At 68.1% G+C, this 25,247-nt stretch carries 23 protein-coding genes; 5 read left to right on the forward strand and 18 right to left on the reverse strand.

Features of this window, described 5'->3' with window-relative positions:
- Nucleotides 1-598: 598 nt before the first annotated feature.
- The 7 genes from thpD to ACZ6YV_RS24625 form a co-directional block, all read right to left on the reverse strand.
- Nucleotides 599-1,498, reverse strand: a complete 900-nt coding sequence (gene thpD, locus ACZ6YV_RS24595) for an ectoine hydroxylase (RefSeq protein ID WP_465511856.1) — start codon at nt 1,496-1,498, stop codon at nt 599-601.
- Between the two features lie 24 nt (nt 1,499-1,522).
- Nucleotides 1,523-1,912, reverse strand: coding sequence for an ectoine synthase (locus tag ACZ6YV_RS24600; RefSeq protein WP_007033454.1), 390 nt, complete (start codon nt 1,910-1,912; stop codon nt 1,523-1,525).
- Nucleotides 1,913-1,956: 44 nt separating this feature from the next.
- Nucleotides 1,957-3,207: a diaminobutyrate--2-oxoglutarate transaminase gene (gene ectB, locus ACZ6YV_RS24605; protein ID WP_465511857.1), complete on the reverse strand. Its 1,251-nt coding sequence runs from the start codon at nt 3,205-3,207 to the stop codon at nt 1,957-1,959.
- A gap of 38 nt (nt 3,208-3,245) precedes the next feature.
- On the reverse strand, nt 3,246-3,737 hold the full coding sequence (ectA, locus tag ACZ6YV_RS24610; protein ID WP_465511858.1) for a diaminobutyrate acetyltransferase: 492 nt from the start codon (nt 3,735-3,737) through the stop codon (nt 3,246-3,248).
- Between the two features lie 234 nt (nt 3,738-3,971).
- Nucleotides 3,972-6,944 carry a patatin-like protein gene (locus tag ACZ6YV_RS24615; RefSeq protein ID WP_465511859.1) on the reverse strand — a complete coding sequence of 991 codons (2,973 nt, stop codon included), beginning with the start codon at nt 6,942-6,944 and terminating at the stop codon, nt 3,972-3,974.
- Between the two features lie 240 nt (nt 6,945-7,184).
- Entirely contained in the window at nt 7,185-8,429 is a 1,245-nt protein-coding gene (locus ACZ6YV_RS24620; RefSeq protein ID WP_465511860.1) for a DUF445 domain-containing protein, read from the reverse strand.
- 7 nt (nt 8,430-8,436) lie between these two features.
- Entirely contained in the window at nt 8,437-9,219 is a 783-nt protein-coding gene (locus tag ACZ6YV_RS24625) for an Abi-alpha family protein (protein ID WP_465511861.1), read from the reverse strand.
- An 88-nt stretch (nt 9,220-9,307) separates the two neighbouring features.
- Between ACZ6YV_RS24625 and ACZ6YV_RS24630 the strand changes: the two genes are divergently transcribed.
- Nucleotides 9,308-10,153, forward strand: coding sequence for a maleylpyruvate isomerase family mycothiol-dependent enzyme (locus ACZ6YV_RS24630; protein WP_465511862.1), 846 nt, complete (start codon nt 9,308-9,310; stop codon nt 10,151-10,153).
- Here ACZ6YV_RS24630 and ACZ6YV_RS24635 read toward each other — a convergent pair.
- Nucleotides 10,134-10,532: a pyridoxamine 5'-phosphate oxidase family protein gene (locus ACZ6YV_RS24635; RefSeq protein WP_465511863.1), complete on the reverse strand. Its 399-nt coding sequence runs from the start codon at nt 10,530-10,532 to the stop codon at nt 10,134-10,136. The genes ACZ6YV_RS24630 and ACZ6YV_RS24635 overlap by 20 nt on opposite strands.
- An 82-nt stretch (nt 10,533-10,614) precedes the next feature.
- Here ACZ6YV_RS24635 and ACZ6YV_RS24640 point away from each other — a divergent pair, with 82 nt between their 5' ends.
- Nucleotides 10,615-11,544, forward strand: a complete 930-nt coding sequence (locus ACZ6YV_RS24640; RefSeq protein ID WP_465511864.1) for an AraC family transcriptional regulator — start codon at nt 10,615-10,617, stop codon at nt 11,542-11,544.
- Here ACZ6YV_RS24640 and ACZ6YV_RS24645 read toward each other — a convergent pair.
- Genes ACZ6YV_RS24645 through ACZ6YV_RS24660 form a run of 4 tightly spaced genes read right to left on the reverse strand, consistent with a single transcriptional unit; the run spans nt 11,532 to nt 14,682 of the window.
- Nucleotides 11,532-11,897, reverse strand: coding sequence for a LapA family protein (locus ACZ6YV_RS24645; protein WP_465511865.1), 366 nt, complete (start codon nt 11,895-11,897; stop codon nt 11,532-11,534). The two genes, ACZ6YV_RS24640 and ACZ6YV_RS24645, sit on opposite strands and share 13 nt — an antisense overlap.
- Before the next feature lie 38 nt (nt 11,898-11,935).
- On the reverse strand, nt 11,936-13,084 hold the full coding sequence (locus ACZ6YV_RS24650) for a dipeptidase (protein WP_465511866.1): 1,149 nt from the start codon (nt 13,082-13,084) through the stop codon (nt 11,936-11,938).
- 36 nt (nt 13,085-13,120) lie between these two features.
- Nucleotides 13,121-13,726, reverse strand: a complete 606-nt coding sequence (locus ACZ6YV_RS24655; RefSeq protein ID WP_465511867.1) for an alpha/beta hydrolase — start codon at nt 13,724-13,726, stop codon at nt 13,121-13,123.
- The gene (locus ACZ6YV_RS24660) at nt 13,723-14,682 is read right to left on the reverse strand and encodes a ring-cleaving dioxygenase (protein ID WP_465511868.1); all 960 of its coding nucleotides are present in this window, start codon (nt 14,680-14,682) and stop codon (nt 13,723-13,725) included. Before ACZ6YV_RS24660 ends, ACZ6YV_RS24655 begins: the two co-directional genes overlap by 4 nt.
- A gap of 101 nt (nt 14,683-14,783) precedes the next feature.
- Here ACZ6YV_RS24660 and ACZ6YV_RS24665 point away from each other — a divergent pair, with 101 nt between their 5' ends.
- Entirely contained in the window at nt 14,784-15,245 is a 462-nt protein-coding gene (locus ACZ6YV_RS24665) for a MarR family winged helix-turn-helix transcriptional regulator (RefSeq protein WP_465511869.1), read from the forward strand.
- 209 nt (nt 15,246-15,454) lie between these two features.
- On the opposite strand, the gene ACZ6YV_RS24670 is transcribed toward ACZ6YV_RS24665, so the two are convergent.
- From ACZ6YV_RS24670 to ACZ6YV_RS24685, 4 genes are read right to left on the reverse strand one after another with little or no spacing between them, the layout of a single operon-like run.
- On the reverse strand, nt 15,455-17,062 hold the full coding sequence (locus ACZ6YV_RS24670; protein WP_465511870.1) for a benzoate-CoA ligase family protein: 1,608 nt from the start codon (nt 17,060-17,062) through the stop codon (nt 15,455-15,457).
- Between the two features lie 19 nt (nt 17,063-17,081).
- Nucleotides 17,082-18,503, reverse strand: a complete 1,422-nt coding sequence (gene boxB, locus ACZ6YV_RS24675) for a benzoyl-CoA 2,3-epoxidase subunit BoxB (protein WP_465511871.1) — start codon at nt 18,501-18,503, stop codon at nt 17,082-17,084.
- Between the two features lie 5 nt (nt 18,504-18,508).
- The gene (gene boxC / locus ACZ6YV_RS24680; RefSeq protein WP_465511872.1) at nt 18,509-20,101 is read right to left on the reverse strand and encodes a 2,3-epoxybenzoyl-CoA dihydrolase; all 1,593 of its coding nucleotides are present in this window, start codon (nt 20,099-20,101) and stop codon (nt 18,509-18,511) included.
- A 32-nt stretch (nt 20,102-20,133) separates the two neighbouring features.
- Nucleotides 20,134-20,571 (reverse strand): hypothetical protein, encoded by a 438-nt coding sequence (locus tag ACZ6YV_RS24685; protein WP_465511873.1) that lies wholly within the window; start codon nt 20,569-20,571, stop codon nt 20,134-20,136.
- A gap of 336 nt (nt 20,572-20,907) precedes the next feature.
- Here ACZ6YV_RS24685 and ACZ6YV_RS24690 point away from each other — a divergent pair, with 336 nt between their 5' ends.
- Complete coding sequence (locus ACZ6YV_RS24690) at nt 20,908-22,809, forward strand: ABC transporter ATP-binding protein (RefSeq protein ID WP_465511874.1); 1,902 nt, start codon at nt 20,908-20,910, stop codon at nt 22,807-22,809.
- Between the two features lie 13 nt (nt 22,810-22,822).
- Complete coding sequence (locus tag ACZ6YV_RS24695; RefSeq protein ID WP_465511875.1) at nt 22,823-23,710, forward strand: alpha/beta fold hydrolase; 888 nt, start codon at nt 22,823-22,825, stop codon at nt 23,708-23,710.
- Here the strand turns inward: ACZ6YV_RS24695 and ACZ6YV_RS24700 are convergent.
- Together ACZ6YV_RS24700 and ACZ6YV_RS24705 are read right to left on the reverse strand one after the other, a co-directional pair.
- Nucleotides 23,691-24,452, reverse strand: a complete 762-nt coding sequence (locus ACZ6YV_RS24700) for a 2-keto-4-pentenoate hydratase (protein WP_465511876.1) — start codon at nt 24,450-24,452, stop codon at nt 23,691-23,693. The two genes, ACZ6YV_RS24695 and ACZ6YV_RS24700, sit on opposite strands and share 20 nt — an antisense overlap.
- Nucleotides 24,449-25,246: a 2-keto-4-pentenoate hydratase gene (locus ACZ6YV_RS24705; protein ID WP_465511877.1), complete on the reverse strand. Its 798-nt coding sequence runs from the start codon at nt 25,244-25,246 to the stop codon at nt 24,449-24,451. The genes ACZ6YV_RS24700 and ACZ6YV_RS24705 overlap by 4 nt, the downstream gene beginning before the upstream one ends.
- Nucleotide 25,247: the final 1 nt, after the last annotated feature.

The raw sequence follows: 25,247 nt of genomic DNA on the forward strand, positions 1-25,247 counted from the left end.
ACCACAAAACCACACTGTCCTGTCGTGACCGGACCGGTCACGACAGTCGGACAGGGGGGTGTGTGGAAATAGGGACGTTGAGCGTCCCTATTTCCACACACCCCTCACCCTGAGTGACAACACGCGCCCTCGTCGACCCGACACCCTTGCCTTACCCCTCAATAACCCCACTTGCCACTCACGACCACCCGGACCGACGCGTCACCGCCGCGCCTCCTTCACGTACCCAGGCAAGGGCGAAGGGGGCCTTCACACGCGGCCGCTGTGACTGCTGATGCGTCCGTGACGAACGTGCCGATCGCCGAGTCCGTGAAGGCCTTGGCGGCAAAAGGGCAATAAAAAGGCTCCGCGCCATCAGTCCCGATCTGATGGCACGGAGCCGGGGGATGTCCGATTTGGGCCGCCTGGGGGCGCGACCCACACCGGACATCGGCGTCCACGTCCGTCCGGGGGGCTCACCCCGAGCGAAGAACCCGTGCGGTCGTCGACAACACCTACGTGAGCGAGCCCACTGGCCCGCTCACGTGGCGACAACGTAACAGGGCGCACACCGACGGCTACGGGCGCCCCATCATGGCCTTCGCCACCTGCGGTTTCGTCAGCGCGTCAGCGGGCTCGAGTCACGGCCGGCGATGAACGTCGGGCGTCGTTCGATGGCCGCGAACGGCTCCCGCAGCGCGTTCTCGACGCTGTTGAACACGATGAAGATGTTCGACCGCGGGTACGGCGTGATGTTGTTCGACGAACCGTGCATCACGTTCGAATCGAACCAGAGCGCCGAACCGGCTTGTCCGGTGAATTGATCGATTCCGCATTCGGCGGCGAGTTTGGTGATGTCATCCTCATGCGGGACACCGACCCGCTGCTCTTTCAGTGAGCTCTTGTAGTTGCCCTCCGGGGTTTCCCCGGCGCATTGGACGAAGGTCCGCTGCGACCCCGGCATCACCATCAGCCCGCCGTTGAACGGGTAGTTGTCGGTGAGCGCGATGGAGCAGCTGACCGCGCGCGGCGCCGGCATGCCGTCCTCAGCGTGCCAGGTCTCGAAGTCCGAATGCCAGTAGAACCCGGTGCCCTTGAAGCCGGGCATGTAGTTCACCCGGCTCTGGTGGATGTAGACCTCGGAGCCGAGGATCTGCCGGGCCCGGTCGAGCACGCGCGGGTCGCGGACGAGCTCCGCGATCAGCTCGCTGGTCTCGTGGACGTCGAAGATGGAGCGGACCTCACCGGTCCGGGACTCGGTGATGACGCGCTCGTCGTCGCGATGGTCCCCCGACGACATGCGGACGAGTTCCTGCCAGTAAGCCTGGATCTCACCTGGCGACAACAACTGGTCGACGACGGTGTAACCACGGGTGTCGTGGTTGGCGAGCGTGGCCGCGTCAAGGGGACCGTCGGCCTCGTTGCCCCAGACGGTGGGGTGCGTCCGGGGCAGGTGTTCGGGCTTACCCGCGATACGTGTCGGGTAACAGTCGTCGACTCGGGTGTCGGTCAGCGTCAATGCAGTCGCCTCCTCGAGCGAAACTCAGGGTTCGGTTACGAGCGGGTACACGCCGTTTTCGTCGTGGACCTCGCGGCCGGTGATGGGCGGGTTGAACACGCAGACGCACTTGATCTCGGTCTTGGGCCGGACCTGGTGCTTGTCGTGGTCGTTGAGCAGGTACAACGTGCCCGGCTTCAGCTGGAAGACCTCGCCGGTCGCGGTGTTTTCGAGCTCTCCTTCACCGGAGGTGATGAAGACCGCTTCGATGTGGTTCGCGTACCAGAAGTCGTTGACCGTCCCGGCGTACAGCGTGGTCTCGTGCACCGAGAAGCCGACGCCTTCCTTGGCCAGCACGATGCGCTTGCTGCGCCAGTTCGGGGTCTTGATGTCGGCGTCGGTGTCGGTGACCTCGTCGAGTGTTCTGACAAGCAACGGAAAACTCCTTCTCGTTCTTGGTAGTGGCGGTCGGTTCGGGGTCAGTTGAGGACGGCGGCGACGGCCTCGTCGATGATCGACAGGCCCTTCGTGAGCTCGTCCTCGGACAGGGTGAGCGGCGGGAGCACCTTCATGACCTCACCGTCGGGGCCGGAGGTCTCCATCAGCAGCCCGCGCTCGAACGCGGCGGCGCAGACCTTGCCCGCGAGGTCGCCGTTGGGGAACTCGATGCCGCGCGCCAGGCCGCGGCCCTTCGCGAACAGGTTCGCGTCCGGGTACGCCTCGACGATGCCCTGGAAGGCGGCGGCGATGCGCTCGCCCTTGGCCTTGGTCGACTTCTCCAGCTCGTCGTCGCTCCAGTAGACGCGCAGCGCCTCGGTCGCGGTGACGAACGCCGGGCTGATGCCGCGGAAGGTGCCGTTGTGCTCGCCGGGCTCCCAGACGTCGAGTTCCGGGCGGATCAGCGTCAGCGCCATCGGGATGCCGTAGCCGCCGATGGACTTCGAGAGGCAGACGATGTCGGGCTTGATGCCCGCGTCCTCGAAGCTGAAGAACGAGCCGGTGCGGCCGCAGCCCATCTGGACGTCGTCGAGGATCAGCAGGATGCCGTGCTTCTTGCACAGGTCGTCCAGCGCCTTGAGCCACTCGATGCGCGCGGCGTTGATGCCGCCCTCGCCCTGCACGCCTTCGACGATCACGGCGGCGGGCTCGTTCAGGCCGCTGCCGGAGTCTTCGAGCAGCTTCTCGAAGTAGAGGAAGTCCGGGATGGAGCCGTCGAAGTAGTTGTCGTACGGCATCGGGGTGGCGTGCACCAGCGGGACACCGGCGCCGCCGCGCTTCATCGAGTTGCCGGTCACCGAGAGGGCGCCCAGCGTCATCCCGTGGAAGGCGTTGGTGAAGTTGATGACGGACTCCTTGCCCGTCACCTTGCGCGCGAGCTTCAGCGCGGCCTCGACCGCGTTCGCGCCACCGGGGCCGGGGAAGACGACCTTGTAGTCGAGATCGCGCGGCTGGAGGATCTTCTCCTTGAACGTCTCGAGGAAGTCCCGCTTGGCCACGGTGTACATGTCGAGCGCGTGGGTGACGCCGTCACGGGCGATGTAGTCGATCAGGGCCCGCTTGAGCGCCGGGTTGTTGTGCCCGTAGTTGAGCGCGCCGGCGCCGGCGAAGAAGTCGAGATAGGCCTTGCCGTCTTCGTCGTACAGGTAGCTTCCCTGGGCCCTGTCGAACACCACGGGCCAGCCACGGCTGTAACTGCGTACTTCGGATTCGAGTTCCTCGAAAATGCTCATCACGTTTTCTTTCTCCCTGTGATCCCCGGATTTACGTTCTAGTCAATGCTGAGCGGACCGATTCGGTACAGGTCCTCCTGCTCATGCGTTCCTTCCTCGGCCGGGAAATCCGTCGCGGAGAACAGATCCTGGCGTTCCAAGGTGGCGTCCCATCGCTTGGCGAACGAGGCGAACAACCGGATCGAAGCCTCGTTGTCCGGGGTGATCGTCGTTTCGAGGTACCGCACCCCCTGGGCGGTGAGCTGGCTGAACAGCTCGTCGAGCAGTGCCCCGGCCAGGCCTTTTCCGCGCTGGGACGCGTCGACCGCGACCTGCCAGACGAAGCCGACGTCCTGCTTCCGGTACCCGAGCACGAAGCCGACCGGCGTGCCGTCGACTTTCGCGACGACCGAGGTGTCGGCGAAATCGTGGCACCACAGCAAATAGGCATAAGGCGTGTTGAGATCGAGCTTCTTCGAATCGCGGGCGATTCTCCAGAGCGCGGCACCGTCTGCCTTGGTCGGGTTTTCGATCAAGTGCTTTCCGGACATGTCCAAGAAACGTACCGGAGGATTCGGGCGCGGTCAGATCAGCGCGGCGGCGGCAACGCGACTACCTGCAACAACCTCGAAACACACGTGACAAAGGTAACGGTAACGTTTGAAACGCAGCACTTGTGGGCAAGGCCGCTTCGTCGCGGTCTCACAGCATGTGACGATACCAACCGTCACCACGTCGTCGCACGGTCAGGACGCGATTCGGGGCCCCGATCCGCGAGGAGGGGCCTACTTGCGGTGGGCTCGCCTCCGGAAGACGGAACCCAGCGGCGTCCAGATGGCGGGCATCAGGAGCAGCAGGCAGACGGCCAGCCACCAGACCGGCGCCTCGCCGCGCCGCCAGCCCGCGACGACGCCGCCGAGCCAGCCGAACAGCGGTTCCCGGACCGGTGGCAGGAACGCGGCGAACAGCAGGCCCGCCCCCACCAGCACGACGAGCACCGTCAGCACCATCCGCCACGTCTTGCGCAACGTCATCAGGCTGACCACCAGGAACACGATGGCGCCCGCGGCGACCGGGACGCCGACCCACTGCAGGACGGGGCCGCCCTGCCCGCCGATGACGAAGCCGGCCAGCACGGTGATCAGCGCGACGAGCACGTTCCACGGGGACGGCAGGGCGGCCGCGCCACGCGTGATCCACCAGGCGCTGCGCCCGGCGGCCTGCGCGAAGGTCGCGGCGGGCTGGACCGACTTCGGCACCCTCGTCGCCCCCGCGGCCGCGTTGAGCCCGGCGGCACCGGCCTTGACCAGCGTCTTCGTCAGCAGCATCGTCCCGCGTTCGTGTTCGAACCGCTCGCCGGAGACCTGGCACGCCTGGAACGCGCGCTGGGTCTGCTCGTCGCTTTCCGGCTCGTTCGCGATCAGCTGCCGGAACCGTTCCGACGGTTTCCCGTTGCCCTTGGCCGTTTTCGCGTCGTGTCCGCAGTGGAGGCCGACGCAGGGCAGTTCCTCGCGCGCGATCTCCAGCTGCCGGACCCGCGCGAGCACCATCGCCGTCACCGGCATGCTGATCGGGAGGGCGGCTTCGCCTTCCTTGTCGGCGAGTTCGCCGTCGAGACCGAGGAAAGCCAGTTCCCCGGCCAGTTGCACGCACAGGGCGTCCGCTTCCTCTTGGGACAGCCCGTCTTCCGTCCCTGGCCGCCGCCAGCCGATCTTCTTGAACGTCTCCCGCACCTGCTTCCGGAACGCGTCCCGGCCGACGACGTCGCGCAGCAGCCGCAGGCGTTTCGGGTCGAGCAGGCACTGGAAAAGCCAGCCGGCGCCGTCGACCCGGCCCCACATCCAGTCGTTCGCGCGCCAGGACGCCTTGTAGAACGCGCCGAAGTAGTCGGCCTGCATCCCGGTGAGCTTGGCCCACGAACGCCGTCGCTTCATGTCCAGCAACGTCCGCGAATCGGCGCTCACCTGGACGAGATCGACGCGCTGGTCGACCGACGGCGGCTGTGCGAGCAGCCCCCGGGTCGCGATGTGCAGGCGCACCAGGCGCGAGGTGACGACCGCGTCCCCGGCGCTCTCGTCGTCGGAGGTGAGCCCGGTCCACGCCAGCAGCGTGCTGACCGTGTCGGCGGCCTCGGTCTCGGGTTTCCCTTGTGCCAGCGGCAAAAGGATCGGCGTCGCCTGCCGGAGCGCGGCGACCACGAGCGGCCACGCCTCCTTCAGCGTGTCCGACCGGCCGAGTCCGGCCCACTTCTTGGCGAGCCCCTCGATCCAGGCCGCCAGCGTGTCTTCGGACTTCGGCGGATCCTGTTCGGTGACCCAGCCCGCGATCCGGTAGCCCCGCGCGGCCTTGTGCCTTGCCTCGTGCAGCAGCACACGGCAACGGTTGAGCCGCGTCGCCTGTTCCGGCGACGGATCGAGCCGGAAGCCCGCGTTCACCAGCTGCAGCCCGGTGGCGACCGAATCGTCGAGCGCCGTGGTGCGGAAGGCGATCAGGTCGTCGAGTTCGCAAGTGTCCTTCGGCGGCTTGGCGGGCAGGCCGTCGCGCAGTCCCGCCGCCGCGGCCGCGCGCAGCTGGGCCGCCGTGCCGGACGCCCACTGGCGGCCCTGATCCTCCACATCGGACAGTGAAAGTCTGCGGGTCGCCTCGCGGACCAGCGCGGTGGCGTCCTCCTGGACCCGCCTGTCGCGGTAGTCGTTCATCAGCCGTTGGTCGACCAGCGTGTCCGGGCCGCCGCGAACCCCCATCGCCGCAAGGGAAACGCGAGTCCCCCTGGTCCGGACGACGGCGTCGTTGTGCCGGGTCAGGTCTTCGAGTTCGGCGCTGATCGTCTGGCTCAGCACGGTACCGACGACCTTGCTCATCGCGCTGCCCAGCAGCGGCGGCCGATCCGGATCGACCACGACCCGCTCGGCTTCGCGCTCCGCCGTCGGCACCACGTACAGCAGCAGCCGCCGGACGTCCGAATGCGACTGCCGTTCGAAGATCTCCCGCAGCGCCGGACGCAACGGCTTGTTCAGCAGCACACCACCGTCGGTGAGCCAATGCGACCGCGAGACGTCGGTGTAGCGGGTCATGTCCGGATGCAACGGCCCGGTCTTCTCGCCGATCGGCATCCGGGAAAGTTCGAACGCGCCGGGGAACGACGCGGTGGAGCGGGCCGCGAGCGCGAGCGGGCCCACCACGTCATCCGTCCACAGAGGACCATCGAACCGGAAGAGCAGGCGATGTTCGGTGTCGCGCACCAGGTTTCCGAGCGCGTCGTCGAATCTGGTCGTCTCGCCGTCGATCATCGTGCCGGTGAGGAGCACGGTGATGTCGGGGCAGTCGGGTTTCACCGTCGCCTTGTCGGTGATCCGGTGCAGCGCGTCCTTCAGGTCCGCCAGCAGCACCTTGTCGCCGTCGAGCAGCGAGCGCGGTTCCTTCTCACCGGGGTCGCGGATCAGGTTGTCGAGCGATCCCGTGCTGATCCACGTGTCGCGCAGCACCTGCGGGCTCGACCGGAACGCCTCCGCCAGCCCCAGGCACGCCGCGTTGATGCCGCCCGCGCTCGTGCCGGTGAGCACGTCGAGCGAAACGGTGGCGTTGAGCAGGTCGAGCAGGGCGCGGTACGGCCCTTCGGCTTCCGGTGTTCTCGACGCCTGGAGCAGATGCGAGGTCTCGGTGGCGACCCCGCCCATCCAGACCGCGAGGCTCGCCCCGCCCACCATGGTCATCGCCAGCCGGATCTCCTGCGGCCACGGACTCCCCGCGTCGGCCATGTGCGCCCTCCCCAAGGCTCAGTGCACGAGCACTGTAGACCGGACGGCCGAACCGGCGTACCGCCGATGGTGCCGAAATTCGTTCACCCGTAAGGGCAATTTCACGCCCTCGCAATCAGGTGCCCGGTCGCGGCGGCTGGATACGCCGACCCCGCGTTTCGTCCATCCGGCGAGTCACGTCTCCGATCACGCGAGTGACCGAGGACGTGACTCGCGTGATTGGGGACGTGACTCGCGTGATCAGGCGGCGAAGTGCTCAAGCAGCAGGACTTGCGCCTCACCGACGGCGAAGCCGAGGACGGCGCCGGTCGCGATCAGGATCCATTCGTCCTGCTGGAAAGCCGGCCGCAGCAGGCCCTCGAACTCGCGCGGCGACAGCTCCTTCATCTTGGTCACCAGCACGTTCCGGATGTCCATCGCGTCGTTCGCGTAGTCCTCGATGTAGCGCATGGTCTCCGGCAGCTTGTCCATGATCTTCTCGGCGATGTTCAGCTTCATGTCCTGATACCGCCTGCTGCCGACGGCGAACACCACCAGCGGTTTCCCGACCCCGACGCGTCGGCCGAGCTGCTCGTCGAGCTGACGCTGGATGAGCCCGAGCACCCTGTCCGAAAGCGGGCCGTGCAGGACAGCCTCGATCACGTTGTGCGGGGTGATGATCTCCTTCGCGATCAGCGCGCCGTACGCCTCCGCGACCTCGCCGCGCCGCTTCAGGAACAGGCCCTGCCAGCGCACGCCGAAGTACCGGCGCTCTTCGAGCGGGTAGAAGATCATGCGCAGCGCCAGCCAGTCGGTGAACCAGCCGGTGAAAAGCCCGAACAGCGGCATGATCAGCGGGAACTTGAACAGCATCCAGGCGATCATCTGGATGACGCCGATCAGCCCGCCGAACACGATACCGGAGCGGGCGATGAACTTGAACTCCTTGTCGCCCGCCTCCTGGAAGATCCGGTTCAGCAGCCGTTTGTCCTTGACCAGGGCGGTGACCACCATGCCCTTGAGGTCGAACACACTGTCCACATCGGACTTGATCAGTTCCAGTACGGCCGCGACCATCTTCGGCGTCTCGGCCTGGACGCGCTGGATCACCAGCCGCTGCATCCCCACCGGCAGCGATTCCCACAGCCCCGGCTGGTAGTGGCCCGCGACGTCGCGCACGATGTCCTCGACGGCGGCCTGGAGCGGCTTTTCGATCTCTCGCGCGATTCTCTGCGGATCGAGCCGGGCGACGACCTCCGCCGGTTTGATCAGTTGCTCGGTCATCGTGTCGCAGGCGATGCTCGCCATCCGCGCGGCGCGTTTGGGCACGATGCCCTGCCAGCCGAGGAAGGGTTTGATGCCGACGAACTCGACCGGCTGGAACATCATCCGGATCGCGACGAGTTTGGTGGTGTAGCCGATCAGGGCGGCGACGATCGGGATGGAGACGTAGATCGGCCAGTGCCTGCCGAAATCGGCGAGGATCCCGTCGAGGAACGCACCCATGCCGGGGTCAGCCGGCGCTCGGGTCGCAGGCCTGCCAGAAGTGGGCGCCGAGCCGGGAAATGTGGACCGTGCGCTTGACGAATTTGGCCCGCTTGACCGACTTCTCCGCCTCGCGGACGGTCTCGTCGGTCAGCAGGATCTCGTACTGCGTCTCCAGCGACGGCACCTCTTCGTCCAGCTCGACCAGGCCGAGCCCGATCAGCCGGGTGAGGTAGCCGGGCACCTGGTCGGGCAGCGAAACCCCGGCGGCCTTGCCGACGGTGGAGGCGTTGCGCAGCACGAACCGCCCGGCACCGCCGAGGTTGGTCCGCTCGGCGACGTCGACGGCGGGGAACGGCGAGCCGTCGGAAAGCGCGGAAAGGATGCGGGCCTCGTCCGGCGTCAGCTGCCGCAGGATGATCGCGTAGAGGTACTCGCGCGCCCGCTCGCGGCCGAAGCCGATCGAGTGGTTGAGCAGTTCGGCCATCGCCGCGCGGAGCGGTTCGAGCCGGTCGCGCGTGTGCACGAGGGTGATGGTGGCCTCGACCGGGCGCGAGCCGTTGCTGTCGGGCCGGTTCATCGCGGACGCGGCGGTGAGCGCGGCGTGGTACGGGTCGTCGACCTCGTCGAGACGGCGGCGCAGCTCCGAAAGCAGCTGCCGCTCGCCCTGTTTGATGACCTGTTCCGCGATTTCGACACCGGGGAGCTTGCGGGTGAACTCGAAGCCCGTGCGGGCGGCCCAGCCCGCGAGCTGCCCCGCGCGTTTGGCGAAAGCGGCCAGGTCGTCACCGGCGGGTCGATCGTTGCTCACGGGCACTCCCCTCACGTTCGCGCTGATGCTACCTGCGAGTAGGCCGAATGGCCGAAATTGTGATCGACGAGGGTGTTTGGATGAATACATGAGCTTCACGCGCTGGGGTCCGCCGATCGACGTCCTCCCGCTGTTCGCGCGGGAGGAGCAGGCCCTGCTGGACGTCCTCACCGGATTGGACGCGGAACAATGGGCCGCGCCGACGGTCTGCCCGGGCTGGACGGTGCACGATCTCGCCGCCCACATCCTGGGCGACAAACTCGGCAGGCTGTCGCGCGATCGCGACGACTACCGGACGACGGCGCCGCGCGAAGGCGAGCGGTTCGGCGCTTTCCTCGACCGGATCAACGACGAATGGGTGGTCGCGTGCCGTCGGCTCTCGCCCGAAGTGCTGTTCGCGATGCTGGTGGACAGCACCTCGCAGATCGCCGAGATGTTCGGCCGCGCCGACCTCGAAGCCCTGGGAGATCCGGTGGGCTGGGCCGGTGACGAACCGGCGCCGGTCTGGCTCGACGTCGCCCGCGAGTACACCGAGTTCTGGGTGCACCAGCAGCAGATCCGCGAGGCAGTCTGTGTACATGGGCCGCTCGACGATTCAGAGTTCCGAGGACCGGTGATCGACACGTTCATGCGGGCGCTGCCACATACGCTGCGTGACGTCGAAGCGCGGACAGGCAGGCAGGTCGCCTACACCGTCACCGGCCAGGGCGGCGGGAAGTGGACGGCGCAGCGGGCCGCGGACGGCTGGTCGATCGACAGCGTCGCGCCGACGTCACGCGCGCCGCTGGCCTCGGTGACGACCGACGCGGACACCTTCTGGCGGCTGTGCACCCGGAACCCGGCGGACCGGGACCGGGTCACCGCCAAAGGCGACGAAAACGTTTGCGCGGCGCTGCTCGGGATGACGTCGATCATCACATCGAGTAGCGGCTGACCTTCTCCGGGCGGAGGACGAGCCGGACGAGGTCCAGGGTCTGGATCCCGGCGAGTTCGCCCGCGAGGGCCGGGTCTTCGAGGTCCCAATAACGCTCGGCGAGGCGGGCGGCCAGTTCGTGCGCCCCGGCGGGCTCCACCGTGGCGCGGCCGGCGACCGCTACCCAGCGTTCGCGTTCGCCCACCGGCGCGGCGACAACGATCGACGCGCGGGGGTCGCCGCTCAGCTTCCGCACCTTGGGCGAGTCCCGGGGCGTGAACAGCTGGATCGTGCCGTCGTCGGCGGCTTCGAACCACACCGGCCGGACCGGCCCGTCGGCGACGGTCAGGAACCCGTGCAGGGGACGGCGGAGGAATTCGAGGTCTTCGGCGGTCAGCATGAGCTCGATTCAACACGGCGGTCTTGGACGTGCCCATAGGCGAAAAGCCGGACCGCCTGTCTATTCGTCTACCCTCGGCCGCGTGGACGTGTTCAGTGACCTGATCCGCGGGGTGCGGTCCCACGGTTCGTTGTTCGGCAGCTCGACGCTGTCCCCGCCCTGGTCGCTGCATTTCGTCGACGGGGCGCCGCTGACCCTGTGCGCCGTGCTCACCGGGGCGGGCTGGATCGTGCCGGAGGACGGCCGGCCCGAGCCGGTTCGCGCGGGCGAGACGATCATCGTGCGCGGTCCCGCGACGTTCACCTTCGTCGACGAAGTCGGCACCACGGCCGAGCCGATCGCGTGCGGCGAGCACTGCGCGACACCCGAACAGGGCGGGACAAGGCACCGCCTCGGCTGGGTCGACGACCCCGGCGGCGAAACGACCTTGATCGTCGGCGCGTATCCGGTGCGCGGCGAGATCGGCCGCCCGCTGCTGGACGCGCTGCCCGTCGTGCTGCGGGTGGACGCCGGGGGCGCGGGCGACCCGGTGCTGGACCACCTCGCCGCCGAGGTCGCCATCGACGCGCCGGGGCAGCAGGTGGTCCTCGACAGGTTGCTGGACTGGATGCTGGTCTGCTCGCTGCGCGAATGGTTCGACCGCCCTGGCGGCGAACCCCCGGCGTGGTGGGCGGCCCAGCGGGACCCGGTGGTCGGCGACGCGCTGCGCCTGCTGCACGCGGAACCGGCGGCACCGTGGACCGTCGGTTCGCTGGCCGGGCGGGCCGGGGTCTCGCGGTCGACGCTGGCCAAGCGGTTCGCCGAGCTGGTCGGGGAACCGCCGCTGACCTATCTCACCCGCTGGCGCATGACCCTCGCGGCCGATCTCCTGACCGGCCAGGAGTCAGCGACCATTTCGGACATCGCCCGCACCGTGGGCTACTCGGACCCCTTCGGGTTCAGCGCGGCGTTCAAACGCGTGCGCGGCGTCAACCCGAGCGAGTTCCGGCGCGGAGCCCCTCAACGCAGCTGATGCCGGGACTTCTTGGCCTGCTTGCGCAACTGCAGGATCCGGGCGCCGCCGACGAGCGCGACCAGCGCGCCGCCGGCGATCACGGAGAACAGCATCGCGACGGCCAGCGGCATGCTGCCGGACATGCCCAGGAAGTGGACGTTGGCCGTGTCCAGGTTCTGCAGGATGAACACGAGCAGGAACACCAGCACGATCAGCGCCACGATGACGGCGATCCACGTACCGCTCACCCGCGTGCGTTTGAGCTTCGGACCGGCGTCGAATTTCCCGCTGTGGCGCGCGCCTCCGGCGGTCTCGGGCGGCGAAGCGGGCGCGACCGGAACCTCGGCGGCACCCTCCTGCGGCTGCGTCATGCAGGACAGTGTCCGCCGAAGTGGGCGTGATCGCGCTCTCAAGCGTCCGAACGGGTGACCTCGTCCGCCGCGCGCAGCACGCGCAAGGTGTTCTTCCCGGCCAGCTTCGCGCAGTCCTCTTCGCTCCAGCCGCGTTCCAGCAGCGCGGCGAACAGCACCGGGTACTTCGAAACGTCTTCGAGGCCTTCGGGCAGCGTCGCGACTCCGTCGTAGTCGCCGCCGAGGCCGATGTGGTCGACACCGGCCACTTCGCGCGCGTGCTCGATGTGCGCGACGACGTCGCCGATGCTCGCCTTCGGCTTCTCCGGGCCGCCTCGCTCGGCGGTGAACTTCGTGCGCTGGTCGAGGTTCCGGTAGTCCTTGCCCGCGGCGTCCATGTCCTGGCGCAGCCGGTCGTCCCACTCGGAGACCTTCGGCGAGATGAAGCCCGGCACGAACGTCACCATCGCGACGCCGTCCTTGGCGGCGAGGGTTTCGAGGACGTCGTCGGGGATGTTGCGGGCGTGGTCGTTGACGGCGACGCACGAGGAGTGGCTGAAGATCACCGGCGCGGAACTGACCGCCAGCGCGTCGCGCATCGTGCTCGGCGCGACATGCGAAAGGTCGACCAGCATGCCGATCTTGTTCATCTCGGCCACGACGTCGCGGCCGAAGTCGGTGAGCCCGTTGTGCGTGGGTTCGTCGGTGCCGGAGTCGGCCCAGGTGGTGTTGTAGTTGTGCGTCAACGTCATGTAGCGGACGCCGAGGCGGCGCAGGATCCTCAGCACACCAAGGGATTCGGCGATGCTGTGGCCACCTTCGGCGCCAAGCAGCGACGCGATCTTGCCGTCGCGGAAGGCGGCTTCGGCCTCGTCCGCGGTGTCCACGAGGGCCAGGCGATCGGGGTACCGCTCGATCATCTGGTGCACGATCTCGATCTGTTCGAGCACCGCCGTCACCGCGCTGTGCCCCTCGAACTGGCAGGGCACGTAGACGGACCAGAACTGCATCCCGAGCCTGCCTTCGGCGAGCTTCGGGAAGTCGGTGTGCAGATGCGGCTGGCGGACCGTGAGATCCGTACCGGCCACGGCCTGGACCGGATCGGGCCCGGTCGTGACCCGCAGCTCCCATGGCAGATCGTTGTGCCCGTCCGCGAGGAGCACCGTTTCGAGCAGGGCCTGGGCTCGGACGAGGTCACCGTTAGTCATCCGACGATGTTACGTTCGGCTACTTTGCTCTCCCCGCTACGGGTTCAGCCATCCCGCGGCCGCTACCAAACCGTTGCCCGTCACCTGGTGCCCGCCGGGATGCCGGTGGGCGACGACGTCCGCGTCGCGTTCGCGCAGGTCACGGACGAGCGTCTCCGCCGACGTCAGCGGCGCCATCGGATCGTGTTCGCCGTTCGACAGGAAGACCCGCGTGCCGGACAGATCGATCCGCGGCGGCTCGGGAAGGGGCGACATCGCCGCGAACAGCACGGCCTCCCGGACGACGTCCGGGCGGAGCAGGGTCACCGCGGCGGCGATGTTCGCGCCGTTGGAGAACCCGATGGCGACCAGGCGCCGGTCCCCGAGGCCGTATTCCTCGCGCGAGGAGATCACGAAGTCGGCCAGCTGGTTCGCGCGGACGACGACGTCCTCGTGATCGAAGACGCCTTCCGCCAGCCTTCGGAACCAGCGCGCCGCACCGTGTTCCGACACCGGCCCGGCCGGCGCGAGCAGCGCCGAGGCCGGGCTCAGCTGACGGGCGAGCGGCACGAGATCGTCCGGGCCGCCGCCGGTGCCGTGCAGGAGCAGCAGCACCGGTTCGTCCGGCGACCCTTCGACGTACTTGTGCTCCAAGGTGCTCATCGCGGGTTGTTCTCGCTCGGGAGGTCCAGCTTCGGCAGCATCGCCTCGATGTCTTCGCGCTTGGGCTCCAGCCACGGCGGCAGCTTCAGCGCGCGGCCGAGTTCGAGCAGCGGCTCGTCGATCGCGAACCCGGGTTCGTCGGTCGCGACCTCGAGCAGGGTGCCACCCGGCTCGCGGAAGTAGATCGAGCGGAAGTACTGACGGTCCAAAATGGACGTCACGTTCACGCCGTCGTCGATCAGCTCGTCACGCCACGCGGCCTGGGTCGCCTCGTCCGGCGCGCGCCAGGCGACGTGGTGCACGGTGCCCGCCGCCACCAGTCCGCGCGGGGCGTCGGGCGTCACGAGGACGTCGACGAGCGCGCCGGGACCGCCCTCACCTGCGGAGAACCGCAGGCGGCTGCCCTCCTGGTGTTCGAAGGTCAGGCCGAGGCCGTCGGTCAGCATCCCGGCAGTCGCGTCCTCTTTGGACACCGAAAGCGTGACGGAGTGCAGGCCGCGGATCGCGTGTTCGGCGGGGACGAGCTTCGTGTCCCACGGGTCACGCGGGTCGCCCTGCGGATGCGCGACGAGCGCGAGCTTGAGGCCGTCCGGGTCGGCGCAGGTGAGCGTCTCCTCGCCGTCGGAGTTGCGGATCTGGCTCGACTCGACGCCGCTCTCGGCGAGGTGTCCCTTCCACCAGCCGAGCGAGGTTTCCGGCACGGAGAACGACGTCGTGGTCGCCTGGCCGGTGCCGTGACGGCCCTTCGGCGCGTCCTTCCACGGGAAGAACGTCATCAGCGAGCCGGGCTTGCCGGACCCGTCGCCGTAGTACAGGTGGAAGGTGCCGGGGTCATCGAAGTTCACTGTGGTCTTCACCAGCCGGAGGCCGAGGGCCCGGGTGTAGAAGTCCGCGTTGCGCTGGGGATCGCCACCGATGGCGGTGACGTGGTGCAGGCCCGAAGTCTTGATCGACATGGTGGCCCCTTCCTCCGGTAGCCGGTGAAATCAAGCTAACCCGATAACCTCTCGCGCGCAAGATATATTCCAGGAAGAGTTCTTGGTGTACCCTCGCTCGCGTGACAGAGGTGAAACCGGAGGAACCGAACGACGACGAAGTGGTCACATGGTGGGGCCTGGTGATCGAGGGCTACCTGGCCACCCAGAACAAGCTGATGGGCGAGATCGCCGAACGGTTCGGCCTGGCGCCGGCGTCGTTCGACATCCTCATCCGGCTCGTGCGCTCACCCGAGCACCGGATGCCGATGACGCGGCTGGCCGTCGAGGCGGCGCTGTCCAGCGGCGGGTTCACCAAGGTCGCGGACAGGCTGGTGGCCGCGGACCTGATCTGCCGCGTGCCCAGCCCGGACGACCGGCGCGTCACGTTCGCGGCGCTCACCGAGCATGGCCTCGACGTCGCGGAGCAGGCACGGGAGGCGTGTGCGGAGATCCTGCGGCGCATCGTTTTGGCCCCGCTCGGGGCCGACGCGCACGGCTTGGCCGAGGCGATGCGGACCCTGCGCACCGTCAACGGCTCCTGATCCGCCTTCAATCACGTGAGTTCCGCCCTCAATCACGCGTGTTCGCCGTTCAATCACGCGTGTCGTCCGTCTGATCACGCGAGTCGGTCATTCAGTCACGTCGGCTCGGTGTGCGGCATCGGCGAACTCGCGTGATTGGAGGCGGGACTCGCGTGATTGAGGGCGGGACTCACGTGATTGGAGGCGGAACTCGCGTGCTCAGATGGACGTCAGCCGGGCAGGGGTGAAGCGGGATCGGGTTGGTAGGCCCGGACCTCGTACATGTCCCGCACCAGTTCCCGGATGACGTTGCGCCGGATCTTCCCGGTCGCCGTCTTCGGCAGTTCGCCCAGTTCGACGATGCCCCGCGGCCGTTTGAACGACGCCAGCCCGGCCCGGCAGAACTCGATCAGCTCGTCCGCGTCCAGCCGACGGCCGGGCACGCCGACCACGCACGCGACCGGTTTCTCGATGCCGTCGGCGTCGAAGGCGGCCACGACCGCGACCTCGGCGACCGCCGGATGCTGCAGCAGCCTGTCCTCGACCTCGGCGGGCGACACCCAGATCCCGCCCGGTTTCAGCAGGTCGTTGAACCGCCCGAGACAGGTGTAGCTGCCGTCGGCGTCGCGCACGAAGCTGTCGCCCGTCCGCAGCCATTCGCCCTGGAAGACCCGCTTCGTCGTCTCGTACCGCGCCCAGTACCCGGTCGCGATCGACGGTCCGGCGACGAACAGCTCACCGGGCTGCCCGTCCGGCACGGAGTCGCCGTGCTCGTCGCGCAGCGCGACCTCGTAGCCGGGCACCGGGATCCCGGTGCTGCCGGGGCGCACCTGGTGCGGCCGGTTGGACAGGAAGACGTGCAACGCCTCCGTCGAGCCGATCCCGTCGAGGATCTCGACGCCGAACCGGTCGCGAAACCGTTCGTACAGCACGGCGGGAAGCGGCTCCCCCGCCGAAACCGCCTGGCGTACCGAGGCGAACGTGTCGTCGGGGATGTCGCTGGCGAGCAGCGCCGCGTAGAAGGTGGGGACGGCGAAAAACAGCGTGGGCCGCTCCACGCGGGCCCTGGCGGCGATCAGTCCCGGGGTCGGCCTCGCCGGTTCGAGCAGCGCCGTCCCGCCTGCCGCGAGCGGGAAGAACGCCGAATTCCCCAAGCCGTAGGCGAAGAACAGCTTCGGAACGGAGAGAAACCTGTCGTTCGGCCCGATGTCCAGCACGCCGCGCGCGTACGTCTCGCAGACCGCGCGGATGCCCGCGTGCCTGTGCATCGCGCCCTTCGGCTTGCCCGTCGTCCCCGAGGTGTACAGCCAGAGCGCGGGCGAGTCCTCCCAGGTCGGCGCCGGTTCGAAACCAGAGTCGTCCACTGTGGACAGATCGTTCCATTGGTGCGTCCGGACCCCGGACGGCAGCTCGGCCGCCTTGGCCCTGTCCAGCACGACGTCGGTGACCTCCGGCGCCAGCCCCAGCGCGATCGACGCCTGCGCGGCGAACTCGCCGGAAACACACAGCACCCTGGCCCGTGAATCGGCGAGCACCTTGCCGAGGTCCATCCCGGTGACCATGGTGGACACCGGCACCGCGACCGCTCCGGCCAGCATCGCGCCGAGGATCCCGGTGAGCAGCTCGACGTCGTCGACCATGCAGAACAGGACCCGCTCCTCCGGGCGGACGCCGATCGCCTTCAGCCCGGCCGCGATCCGGCGGGTTTCGGCCGCGAGCCCCGCGTACGTGAGACTTCGCCGCGGGGAGACGACCGCGTCCTTCGCCCCGCGCCCTTCCGCCAGATGCCGGTCGAGCAGGTAGCTCGCCGCGTTGAACCCGGTAGCAGCAGCGGTCACGGGCACACCTTCTATCGGCTCAGCTCAGGTAAACGTATTCGTAGTCGAACGGTTTCCCATTGATGCCCTGGCGTGGCGGCGCCACCCAGCTCGCGATCTTTCCTCGCTCGTACACCGGGTGCATCAGCGATCGGACGAAGGTCAGGTCTTCGGGAGTGGGCAGCCACTTGCGTTTGCCGGCCAGCCACGTCGGCTCGTCGACAACCGTGCCGTCGGGCGTCACATGGTGGCCGGAGTTTATGCCGACTTCGCGGTTGAATCCAGGGTGCGGGAGGACGAATCGGAAGTCGATACCGGCCTCGTCCAGGATCTTGTTCCAGCGGTTGACCCCGGTCTGGCAGTCGGCGCGGTATTCCTCCCGCAGGTCGAGGTTCAGCAGCAGGATGGCCTGCAGTTCCTCGGTCTCCCAGGTGCCGTCGGCCCGCGGGCGGGACAGCGATCCGGCGGCGTCGGTGAGCTTGTGGTCGTCCTTGCGGCGGGTCTCCTGCCAGCGACCTTTCAGCCCGGCGGTGTAGTAGTTGGCCGCGTTGGTCGAAGTCTCGCTGCCGAACAGGTCGAGTGAGACGGTGTAGTGGAAGTTGAGGTAACGCTGGATGAGATCGAGCGGGATCCCGCCGTGCCCGGCGATGTCGAAGGTGTCGTGCTCGCGGACCAGTTCGGCACTGCGGGTGACCACCCGGTCGACCCCGGTGGTGCCGACGAACATGTGGTGCGCCTCTTCCTTGAGCATGAATTCACAGGTGCGGGAAAGCGGGTCGAAGCCGCTTTCCTTGAGGGTGCCGAGCTGATACTTGCCATCGCGATCGGTGAAATAGGTGAACATGTAGAAGGCGAGCCAATCCGCGGTCTCCTCATTGAAGGCGCCGAGGATACGCGGGGCATCCGGACTTCCGGAATTCCGGAGCAACAGGCTTTCCGCCTCGTCGCGGCCTTCCCTGCCGAAGTAGGCGTGCAGCAGATACACCATCGCCCACAGATGACGGCCTTCTTCGACGTTGACCTGGAAAAGGTTCCGCAGGTCGTAAAGGCTCGGCGCGGTGAGCCCCAGCAGTTTCTGCTGCTCGACCGACGCGGGTTCGGTGTCACCCTGGATGACGATGAGCCGTTGCAGGTCGGCGCGGTACTCGCCGGGCACCTGCTGCCAGGCCGGTTCGCCCCGATGCTCGCCGAAGGTGATCACGCGGTCCGGATCCGGCTCGGCGAGGAAGATCCCCCACCGGTAGTCGGGCACGTTGACGTGGTCGAAATGCGCCCAGCCGTCCCGGCCGACGCTGATCGCGGTGCGCAGATAGACACCCTGGGTCCGCAAGGTGGGGCCCATTTCGCCCCACCAGTCCAGGAACTTCGGCTGCCAGCCCTCCAGCGCCCGCTGGAGCCGCCGATCCCCGGAGAGATCGACGTTGTTGGGAATCCTGGCGTCGTAATCGATCTTGGTGGGCATGGGTTTCAGACCCGCTTCCTGTCGAAGACGGCCTTCTGACCAGTACCGTAGCGACGCAGCGCGCCCTCGGGACCGGATGCGTTCGGACGAGTGAAGATCCAGTTCTGCCAGGCGGCGAGCCTGCCGAAGATCTTGCTTTCGCAGGTTTCGGGGCCGACGAACCGGTGGTTCGCCTCCATTCCGGTCAAGGCGTCCGGGCTGAGCGAAGCCCGTCCTTCCAGCGCGATCCGGATCTCGTCCTCCCAATCGAGGTCGTCCGGGGCGTCGGTGACCAGACCGAGTTCGTTCACTTCCGCCGGGCTCAACGATTTGCCGCGCTCCTCAGCCAGCCTCGCGACGTGGTCCGGGTCGCCGAAGAACCGGGATTCGAGGCGGGTCAGGCCGTTGCCCATCGGGAAGCGGCCGAAGTTGGCTTCGGACAACGAGATCGACGCACGTTCTTCACTGTCTTCGTCGTCGATCGGCGGACCGTTCAAGATGTACTGCCGATCCGCGGCGAGGGCGAGTTCCAGCAGGAGCCCGGCGAAGCAGCTTCCGGGCTCGATGAGCGCGATCAGGCTGCGGCTGGTGACGTCCAGGCGCTTCAGCGTTCGCTTCCAGTAATGGACGATTTCGTTGCTCAGACAGTCTTCCGCGTCGAAAACGGCGTTTTCGTGCTCGATGACCTTCGCGGGATCGCCTTCGGTGCGGAGTACCCACGTGCCGAGTCCGGGTTCGTTGGTGCGCAGGCGAAGGATCGCGTCGTCGAGTTCGCGGGTGACGTCGAGTAGCCAGCCGTCGTCGTCTTCGGGGCCCTTGACGGTGATGGTCGCTTCGGTCTCGCCTTGGACGATGTCGATATAACGATGCTTCAGTGGCGTGAGCTGGATACCTTCGCCGTCGAGCCGCTGGCTCGTCCGCGCGAGTTCCCGCGCCCTGGCCAGCACGGCTTCGCGGAACCCCTGACGCGGGACGAGTTCGTCGACGAGCCGCCAGTCGACGGCGGTCTTTCCCTTCACTCCGTCAGGACGGGTGGCGAAGACGTCGGCGAGGTCGCGCCGCACGCCCCGTTTGTCGACCACTCTGGTGAGCCCGCCTGTCCCGGGGAGGACACCGAGGAGCGGGACCTCCGGCAGTGCGACGGTCGAGGAGTTGTCGTCGACCAGCAGGATCTTTTCGCAGGCCAGCGCGATCTCGTAGCCACCGCCGGCGCACACGCCGTTGACCGCGGCGACGTAGAGCTGTCCCGAGTGCGCGGTGGCGTCCTCCATGGCGTTGCGGGTCTCATTGGTGAATTTGCAGAAGTTCACCTTCCACTCGTGCGACGACGACGCCAGCATGCGGATGTTCGCGCCGGCGCAGAAGACGTTGTCCTTCGCGCTGGTCACGATGACCACGCGGACCTCGGGATGTTCGAACCGCAGCCGCTGCGTCGCGTCGTACAACTCGATGTCGACGCCGAGGTCGTACGAGTTGAGTTTGAGCTCGTAACCCGGGACGAGCCCGCCGTCGACGTCGACGTCGAGTTCGAGCCACGCGACGTCGCCGTCGGTGGACAGCTTCCAGTGCCGGTAGCCGCTGGGATGACGTTCGAACGTCACCGATGTGGTCCGCGTCACCCTTCCGATTGTCTACATTGCACTGACTACCGTCAATGTTGTGTAGAAAGTTGGTCAGGCACAGTCACCCGGTTGAGCTTCGCCGCTGCCCAGGTCACGAAGCCCCAGAGCAGCAGCGCCGACGCGGCGTCGGTGAAGATCGTGACGAACCAGAACGCCGGGATCTGCGGCACGCCGGTCAGGAAGTGCCCGAGGCTCGCCAGCCCCGACAGCGAGAAGACCATCAGGAACGCGAGCGCCCGCCAGTGGCGTCCGCGCAGGTAGTCGCGGTAGCCGAGCAGGCCGATCGCGGTCAGGACGAAGTACACGACGGCGACCAGGGTGGCGGCGACGGCGACCGGGATCCCCTCGATCTGCGGGTAGTCCGCCGCCCTGATCACGTTGTGCGCGTAGTGCAGCGTGGTGGACAAAAGCGTGAAGGCCAGGATCAGCCGCAGTGCGGTGAGTCCCCGGCCCTGAAGAGCTTCCATGTTCGCCCCCTTGCGATTTGATAGATCGCTCTAGCGAGAGCGTAGCGCATGGTGGGCGGGGGCTGAAGGGGACTTTCACGGCGTGACATGCGGGGAAGGCGTCCTTCAGCTCTCGAGGGCATGGGGCGGCGGTTCCGCCGGCCACGCGCGCGATGGCGTGACTCGCGTGATCAGGAACGTCACTCGCGTGATTGGGGACGGAACTCGCGTGATTGGGGACGGAACTCGCGTGATTGAGGGCGGAACTCACGTGAGTGCGGTGCCGTGGCGCCACGGAGACCCGATCGAACCCTTCGGCTCTCGGAAATGTCGGTGGGGGCGCGTAGAGAAGGAGGGGTGCCCGAAGCGCCCGTGCCCCTGATCGGGGTCGAGAACCTGAAGATGCCCGAATGGGCCGCGGTCGACGAGACCGTGGCCGAGGCGGGGATGGCCAAGGCCATCCGCGCGCTCCCGTCGGCCGTGGCCATCGTGCTGCGGCTGGCCTGGCGGACGTCGCCGCGGCTGACCCTGCTCGCCGGCGTCGTCCACGTCCTTTCCGGCTGTGTCACCGCGTTCGGCCTGCTGGCCACGGCGAACGTGTTCATCGCGCTATTGGAGAGCGGGCCGACGCCGGACAGGGTGCTGGAATCGCTGCCCGCGCTGCTGATCGTCGTCGGCACGTACGCCCTGCGCGCGCTGCTCGACACGGCGGTGGCCGCGGTCGAAGGCGCGCTCCGGCCGCGGATCGTCACTTCGGCGGGCGACGAGGTCACCGCCGCGATGGTCCGGGTCCGGCTGCTGGCCTTCGAGGACGCCGATTTCCGGGAACTGGCCAGGCAGGGCGCGCGCTACGGGGTCCGCTCGATCGAGATGAGCCTGCGCTGGCTCGCGGATCTGATGTCGGCGCTGATCTCGCTGCTCGCCGCGCTGGTCGCGGCGGGTCTGCTCAACCCGTGGCTCGCGCCGGTGCTGCTGCTCGCCGCGCTGGCCGACGGCTGGGCGGCGGCCAAGGTCGCGCGGTTGAACTACCGGCACTACCTCGACACCGTCGGCCGGAACATCCGGAAGGGGATCGTCGAGGAGGTGGCCACGTGGCGCACTTTCGCCCTCGAAAGACACGCCCTCACCCTGCAGGAGCCGTTGCTCCAGGAGTACCGGCGGATCACCGAAAGCCTGATGCAGGAGGAGGTCCGGCTCGCGCATCGCAGCAACCTGGTCCGGCTGACCGGCCGCGCGGCGGCCGGCGTGGGCACCGCGATCGCATACCTGGTGCTCGGCTTCCTGCTCTACAGCGGGCAGATGGAACTCGCCCTCGCCGGGACGGCCGCGCTCGCCATGCGGACGGCGTCGAACTCCCTCTCCATCACGATGCACGCGGTGAACTCCCTGTACGAGGAGTCGTTCTACATCGCTTTCTTCCACCGCCTGCTCGTGGAATCCGAAAAACGCGGCCCGCTGAAGGACGGGGTCACCGCCCCGCCGGATCCGGCGGAGATCCGGCTGGAGAACGTCGGTTTCACCTATCCCGGCCAGGAAGCCCCAGCACTGCGCGAGATTTCGCTGACCATCCGGCGCGGCGAGGTGGTCGCCCTCGTCGGCGAGAACGGTTCCGGCAAGACCACGCTGGGCAAACTGCTCACCGGGCTGTATCCGCCTTCGGAAGGGAAGGTGTACTGGGACGGCGTCGATCTCGCGGGCGCCGATCACGAGTCGGTCCACGCGAACATCGCCGTGATCGCCCAGGATCCCGCCGAATGGCCGATGACCGCGGAACACAACGTGACCGTCGGCAGGCTCGGCCGGGAAGACCCGGAGCGCGCCGCCTGGCTCGATGCGATCACCTCTTCCGGCGCCGACGAGGTGATCGAATCCCTGCCTGCCAAAGAGAAAACGGTGCTGTCCAAGAAGTTCAACGACGGGCAGGACCTCTCGGGCGGGCAGTGGCAGCGGATGGGCATCGCCCGCGGGATCTACCGCGACGCCGCCGTCCTGGTCGCCGACGAGCCGACGGCCGCGCTCGACGCGAAGGCCGAGGCCCGGGTCTTCGCGGGGCTGCGGCACGCGAGCGTTTCCGGGGCCGGCAGGCGCACGACGATCCTGGTGACCCACCGGCTGGCCAACATCCGCTCCGCCGACCGGATCCTGGTGCTGGAGAAAGGACGGCTGATCGAGCAGGGCACGCACGCCGAACTCATCGAGGAAGGAGGGCTCTACCACGAACTCTACGAAATCCAGGCTCGCGCGTATCGCGGTGAGTAGTCACACTGTGCTGATGCCGGAGACGATCGCCGCGGTGAACGGCGTCGAGTTGTGCCACGAGACGTTCGGTCCGCCGGACGGCAGGCCGCTGCTGATGATCATGGGCCTGGCCTCGCAGATGATCTGGTGGGACGACGAACTCTGCGAGAACCTCGCCGCCGAGGGGTTCTTCGTCATCCGCTACGACAACCGTGACGCCGGCCGGTCCAGCCGGATGACCGGGCGGGTGAACCTGCCGCTGGCGTACACCCTGCGCACGGCGCCGTACTCTCTGGCGGACATGGCGGGCGACGCCGCCGGACTGCTGACCGAGCTCGGCGTCGCGAGCGCGCACGTCGTGGGCGCGTCGATGGGCGGGATGGTCGCGCAGACGCTGGCCATCGAGTATCCGTCACGGGTGCGGTCGCTGACGTCGATCATGTCGACCACAGGCAGCCGGTTCGTCGGGCGGCCGAGCGCCAAGGCGATGGCGATGTTGCTTTCGGCGCCCCCGCGCGGCCGCGAGGAGTACGTCGATTCCCTGGTGCGCACGTTCCGCGTCATCGGCTCGCCGGGATATCCCTTCGACGAGGCCCGGATGCGCGAGCGCGCGGAACGGTCCTTCGAACGCGGCGTCAATCCCGGCGGGGCCGCCCGGCAGCTGGCGGCGATCATGTCGGGCCGGGATCGCTTCCGCGCGTTGCGGAAGCTCCAGGTGCCCGCCCTCGTCGTGCACGGATCGAAGGATCCGCTCGTGCACGTTTCCGGCGGCCGGGCGACGGCCCGCGCGCTGCGGGAGTCCGAATTGGACGTCGTACCCGGGATGGGGCACGACCTCCCGCGCGCGATCTGGCCGAGGCTGACCCGCGGTCTGGTCCGGACGGCCGACCGGGCCGAAGACGTCAAGAACCGGCGAGCGTGATCGAGCCCAGATGCGAGAAGTGCGCCGCCACCCGTGAACCAGGGCGCACGTCGACGGCGTCGGTCATCCCGCCGGTGAGCACGATCCAGCCCGGCTCAAGCGCGAGCCCTCGGGCACCCAAGGCGTTGGCCGCCAGCGCCAGCGCTTCCGCCGGATGTCCCTGCACCGCCGCCCCGGTGGCCGTGTCGACGATGGCGCCGTCGACCTCCAGCAGCGCCGCCTCCAGCGAAAGATCCACTGTGGACGGATCGATTCCGACGGGGCCCAGGGTGAAGTACGCGGAGAAACCGTTGTCCGCCACGGCGTCCGGCATCTTGCACCGGTAGTCGCGATACCGGCTGTCGACGATCTCGACGCCGCCGTGGACCCGGTCCACCGCCGCCATCGCGGTCGCCGCTGTCACGCCGGGGCCCGCGAGCCGTTTCCCCAGCACGAAAACCAGTTCGGGTTCCGCGCGGGGATGGATCGAGGGCGGCACCGGGACACCGGCGGGCAGGACCATCGCGTCGGTGAGCCACGCGAGCAACGGCGAGTCGATCCCCATGCTCCGCTGCATCGCCCGCGAGGTCAGGCCCAGCTTGACGCCGATCAGCGTCTCGCCGCGCTCCTGCCGGATCCGGAGCGCTTCGTCCTGGATCGCGTACGCGGTTTCGACGTCCAAAGCGGGCCACGTATCGGTCAGCGGCTCGCGTTCTTCCCCGGACAGCAGCGCTTCCGCCGCCTCCCGCACATCGAGGCTCACGGTCGCTCCTCCCCGGAGAACTTCGCGGTGACACTGCCGAGCCCCGCCATGGTCGCGACGACGGTGTCGCCCGGGCTCACCGGGATCGCGCGCGTCATCGAACCCGGCAGCACGACATGCCCCGGTTCGAGCGCGACCCCGAGCGGCCCGACCGTGTTCGCGAGCCACACCAGCGCGTTCACCGGCGAACCGAGCACCGCGCCGCCGGCACCGGTGGCCGCGATCTCGCCGTTCTGGTGCAGGACACAGCCCACCAGCCGCAGATCGATGTCACCGATCGCGGTCGGTTTGCTGCCGAGGACGACCCCGCCCGAGGACGCGTTGTCCGCGATAGTGTCGACGATGCTGATCTTCCAGTCCTGGATGCGGGAGTCGACGATCTCCAGCGCCGGGACGACGAAGTCCACCGCCCGCAGCGCGTCCGCCACCGTGACCCCGGGGCCGCGCAGCCGCGAGCCGAGCACGAACGCGATCTCCGGTTCGATCTTCGGCTGCAGGAAGTCGCCGATCGGGATCGGCTGGTGTTCGAGGTGGAACATCGAACCGGTCAGATGGCCGTAGTCCGGCTGGTCGACGCCCATCTGCCGCTGCATGGCGGCGGACGCGAGGCCGACCTTGTGCCCGCGCACGTCGTCGCCGCGTTCGGCCCAATGGCGGACGAGCCGCTGCTGGATGCGGTACGCGTCCTCCAGCGTCGCGGCGGGATAGGTCTCGATCAGGGGCGCGATCGGCTTACCGGTCTCGTACGCGCTGAGCAGCGCGGCCGCGGCCTCCTGCAGCGTGCTGGCGTCCATG

The sequence above is a fragment of the Amycolatopsis sp. NPDC102522 genome (assembly GCF_055584485.1).

What these genes read in the sequence shown, in the direction of transcription:
- boxB (WP_465511871.1), bottom strand. Translation starts at nt 18,503, where the DNA reads ATGCCCACCAAGATCGATTACGACGCCAGGATTCCCAACAACGTCGAT.
- ACZ6YV_RS24650 (WP_465511866.1), bottom strand. Translation starts at nt 13,084, where the DNA reads ATGACTAACGGTGACCTCGTCCGAGCCCAGGCCCTGCTCGAAACGGTG.
- ACZ6YV_RS24655 (WP_465511867.1), bottom strand. Translation starts at nt 13,726, where the DNA reads ATGAGCACCTTGGAGCACAAGTACGTCGAAGGGTCGCCGGACGAACCG.
- ectB (WP_465511857.1), bottom strand. Translation starts at nt 3,207, where the DNA reads ATGAGCATTTTCGAGGAACTCGAATCCGAAGTACGCAGTTACAGCCGT.
- ACZ6YV_RS24685 (WP_465511873.1), bottom strand. Translation starts at nt 20,571, where the DNA reads ATGGAAGCTCTTCAGGGCCGGGGACTCACCGCACTGCGGCTGATCCTG.
- ACZ6YV_RS24695 (WP_465511875.1), top strand. Translation starts at nt 22,823, where the DNA reads ATGCCGGAGACGATCGCCGCGGTGAACGGCGTCGAGTTGTGCCACGAG.
- ectA (WP_465511858.1), bottom strand. Translation starts at nt 3,737, where the DNA reads ATGTCCGGAAAGCACTTGATCGAAAACCCGACCAAGGCAGACGGTGCC.
- ACZ6YV_RS24645 (WP_465511865.1), bottom strand. Translation starts at nt 11,897, where the DNA reads ATGACGCAGCCGCAGGAGGGTGCCGCCGAGGTTCCGGTCGCGCCCGCT.
- ACZ6YV_RS24660 (WP_465511868.1), bottom strand. Translation starts at nt 14,682, where the DNA reads ATGTCGATCAAGACTTCGGGCCTGCACCACGTCACCGCCATCGGTGGC.
- ACZ6YV_RS24635 (WP_465511863.1), bottom strand. Translation starts at nt 10,532, where the DNA reads ATGCTGACCGCCGAAGACCTCGAATTCCTCCGCCGTCCCCTGCACGGG.
- ACZ6YV_RS24615 (WP_465511859.1), bottom strand. Translation starts at nt 6,944, where the DNA reads ATGGCCGACGCGGGGAGTCCGTGGCCGCAGGAGATCCGGCTGGCGATG.
- ACZ6YV_RS24630 (WP_465511862.1), top strand. Translation starts at nt 9,308, where the DNA reads ATGAGCTTCACGCGCTGGGGTCCGCCGATCGACGTCCTCCCGCTGTTC.
- ACZ6YV_RS24620 (WP_465511860.1), bottom strand. Translation starts at nt 8,429, where the DNA reads ATGGGTGCGTTCCTCGACGGGATCCTCGCCGATTTCGGCAGGCACTGG.
- ACZ6YV_RS24705 (WP_465511877.1), bottom strand. Translation starts at nt 25,246, where the DNA reads ATGGACGCCAGCACGCTGCAGGAGGCCGCGGCCGCGCTGCTCAGCGCG.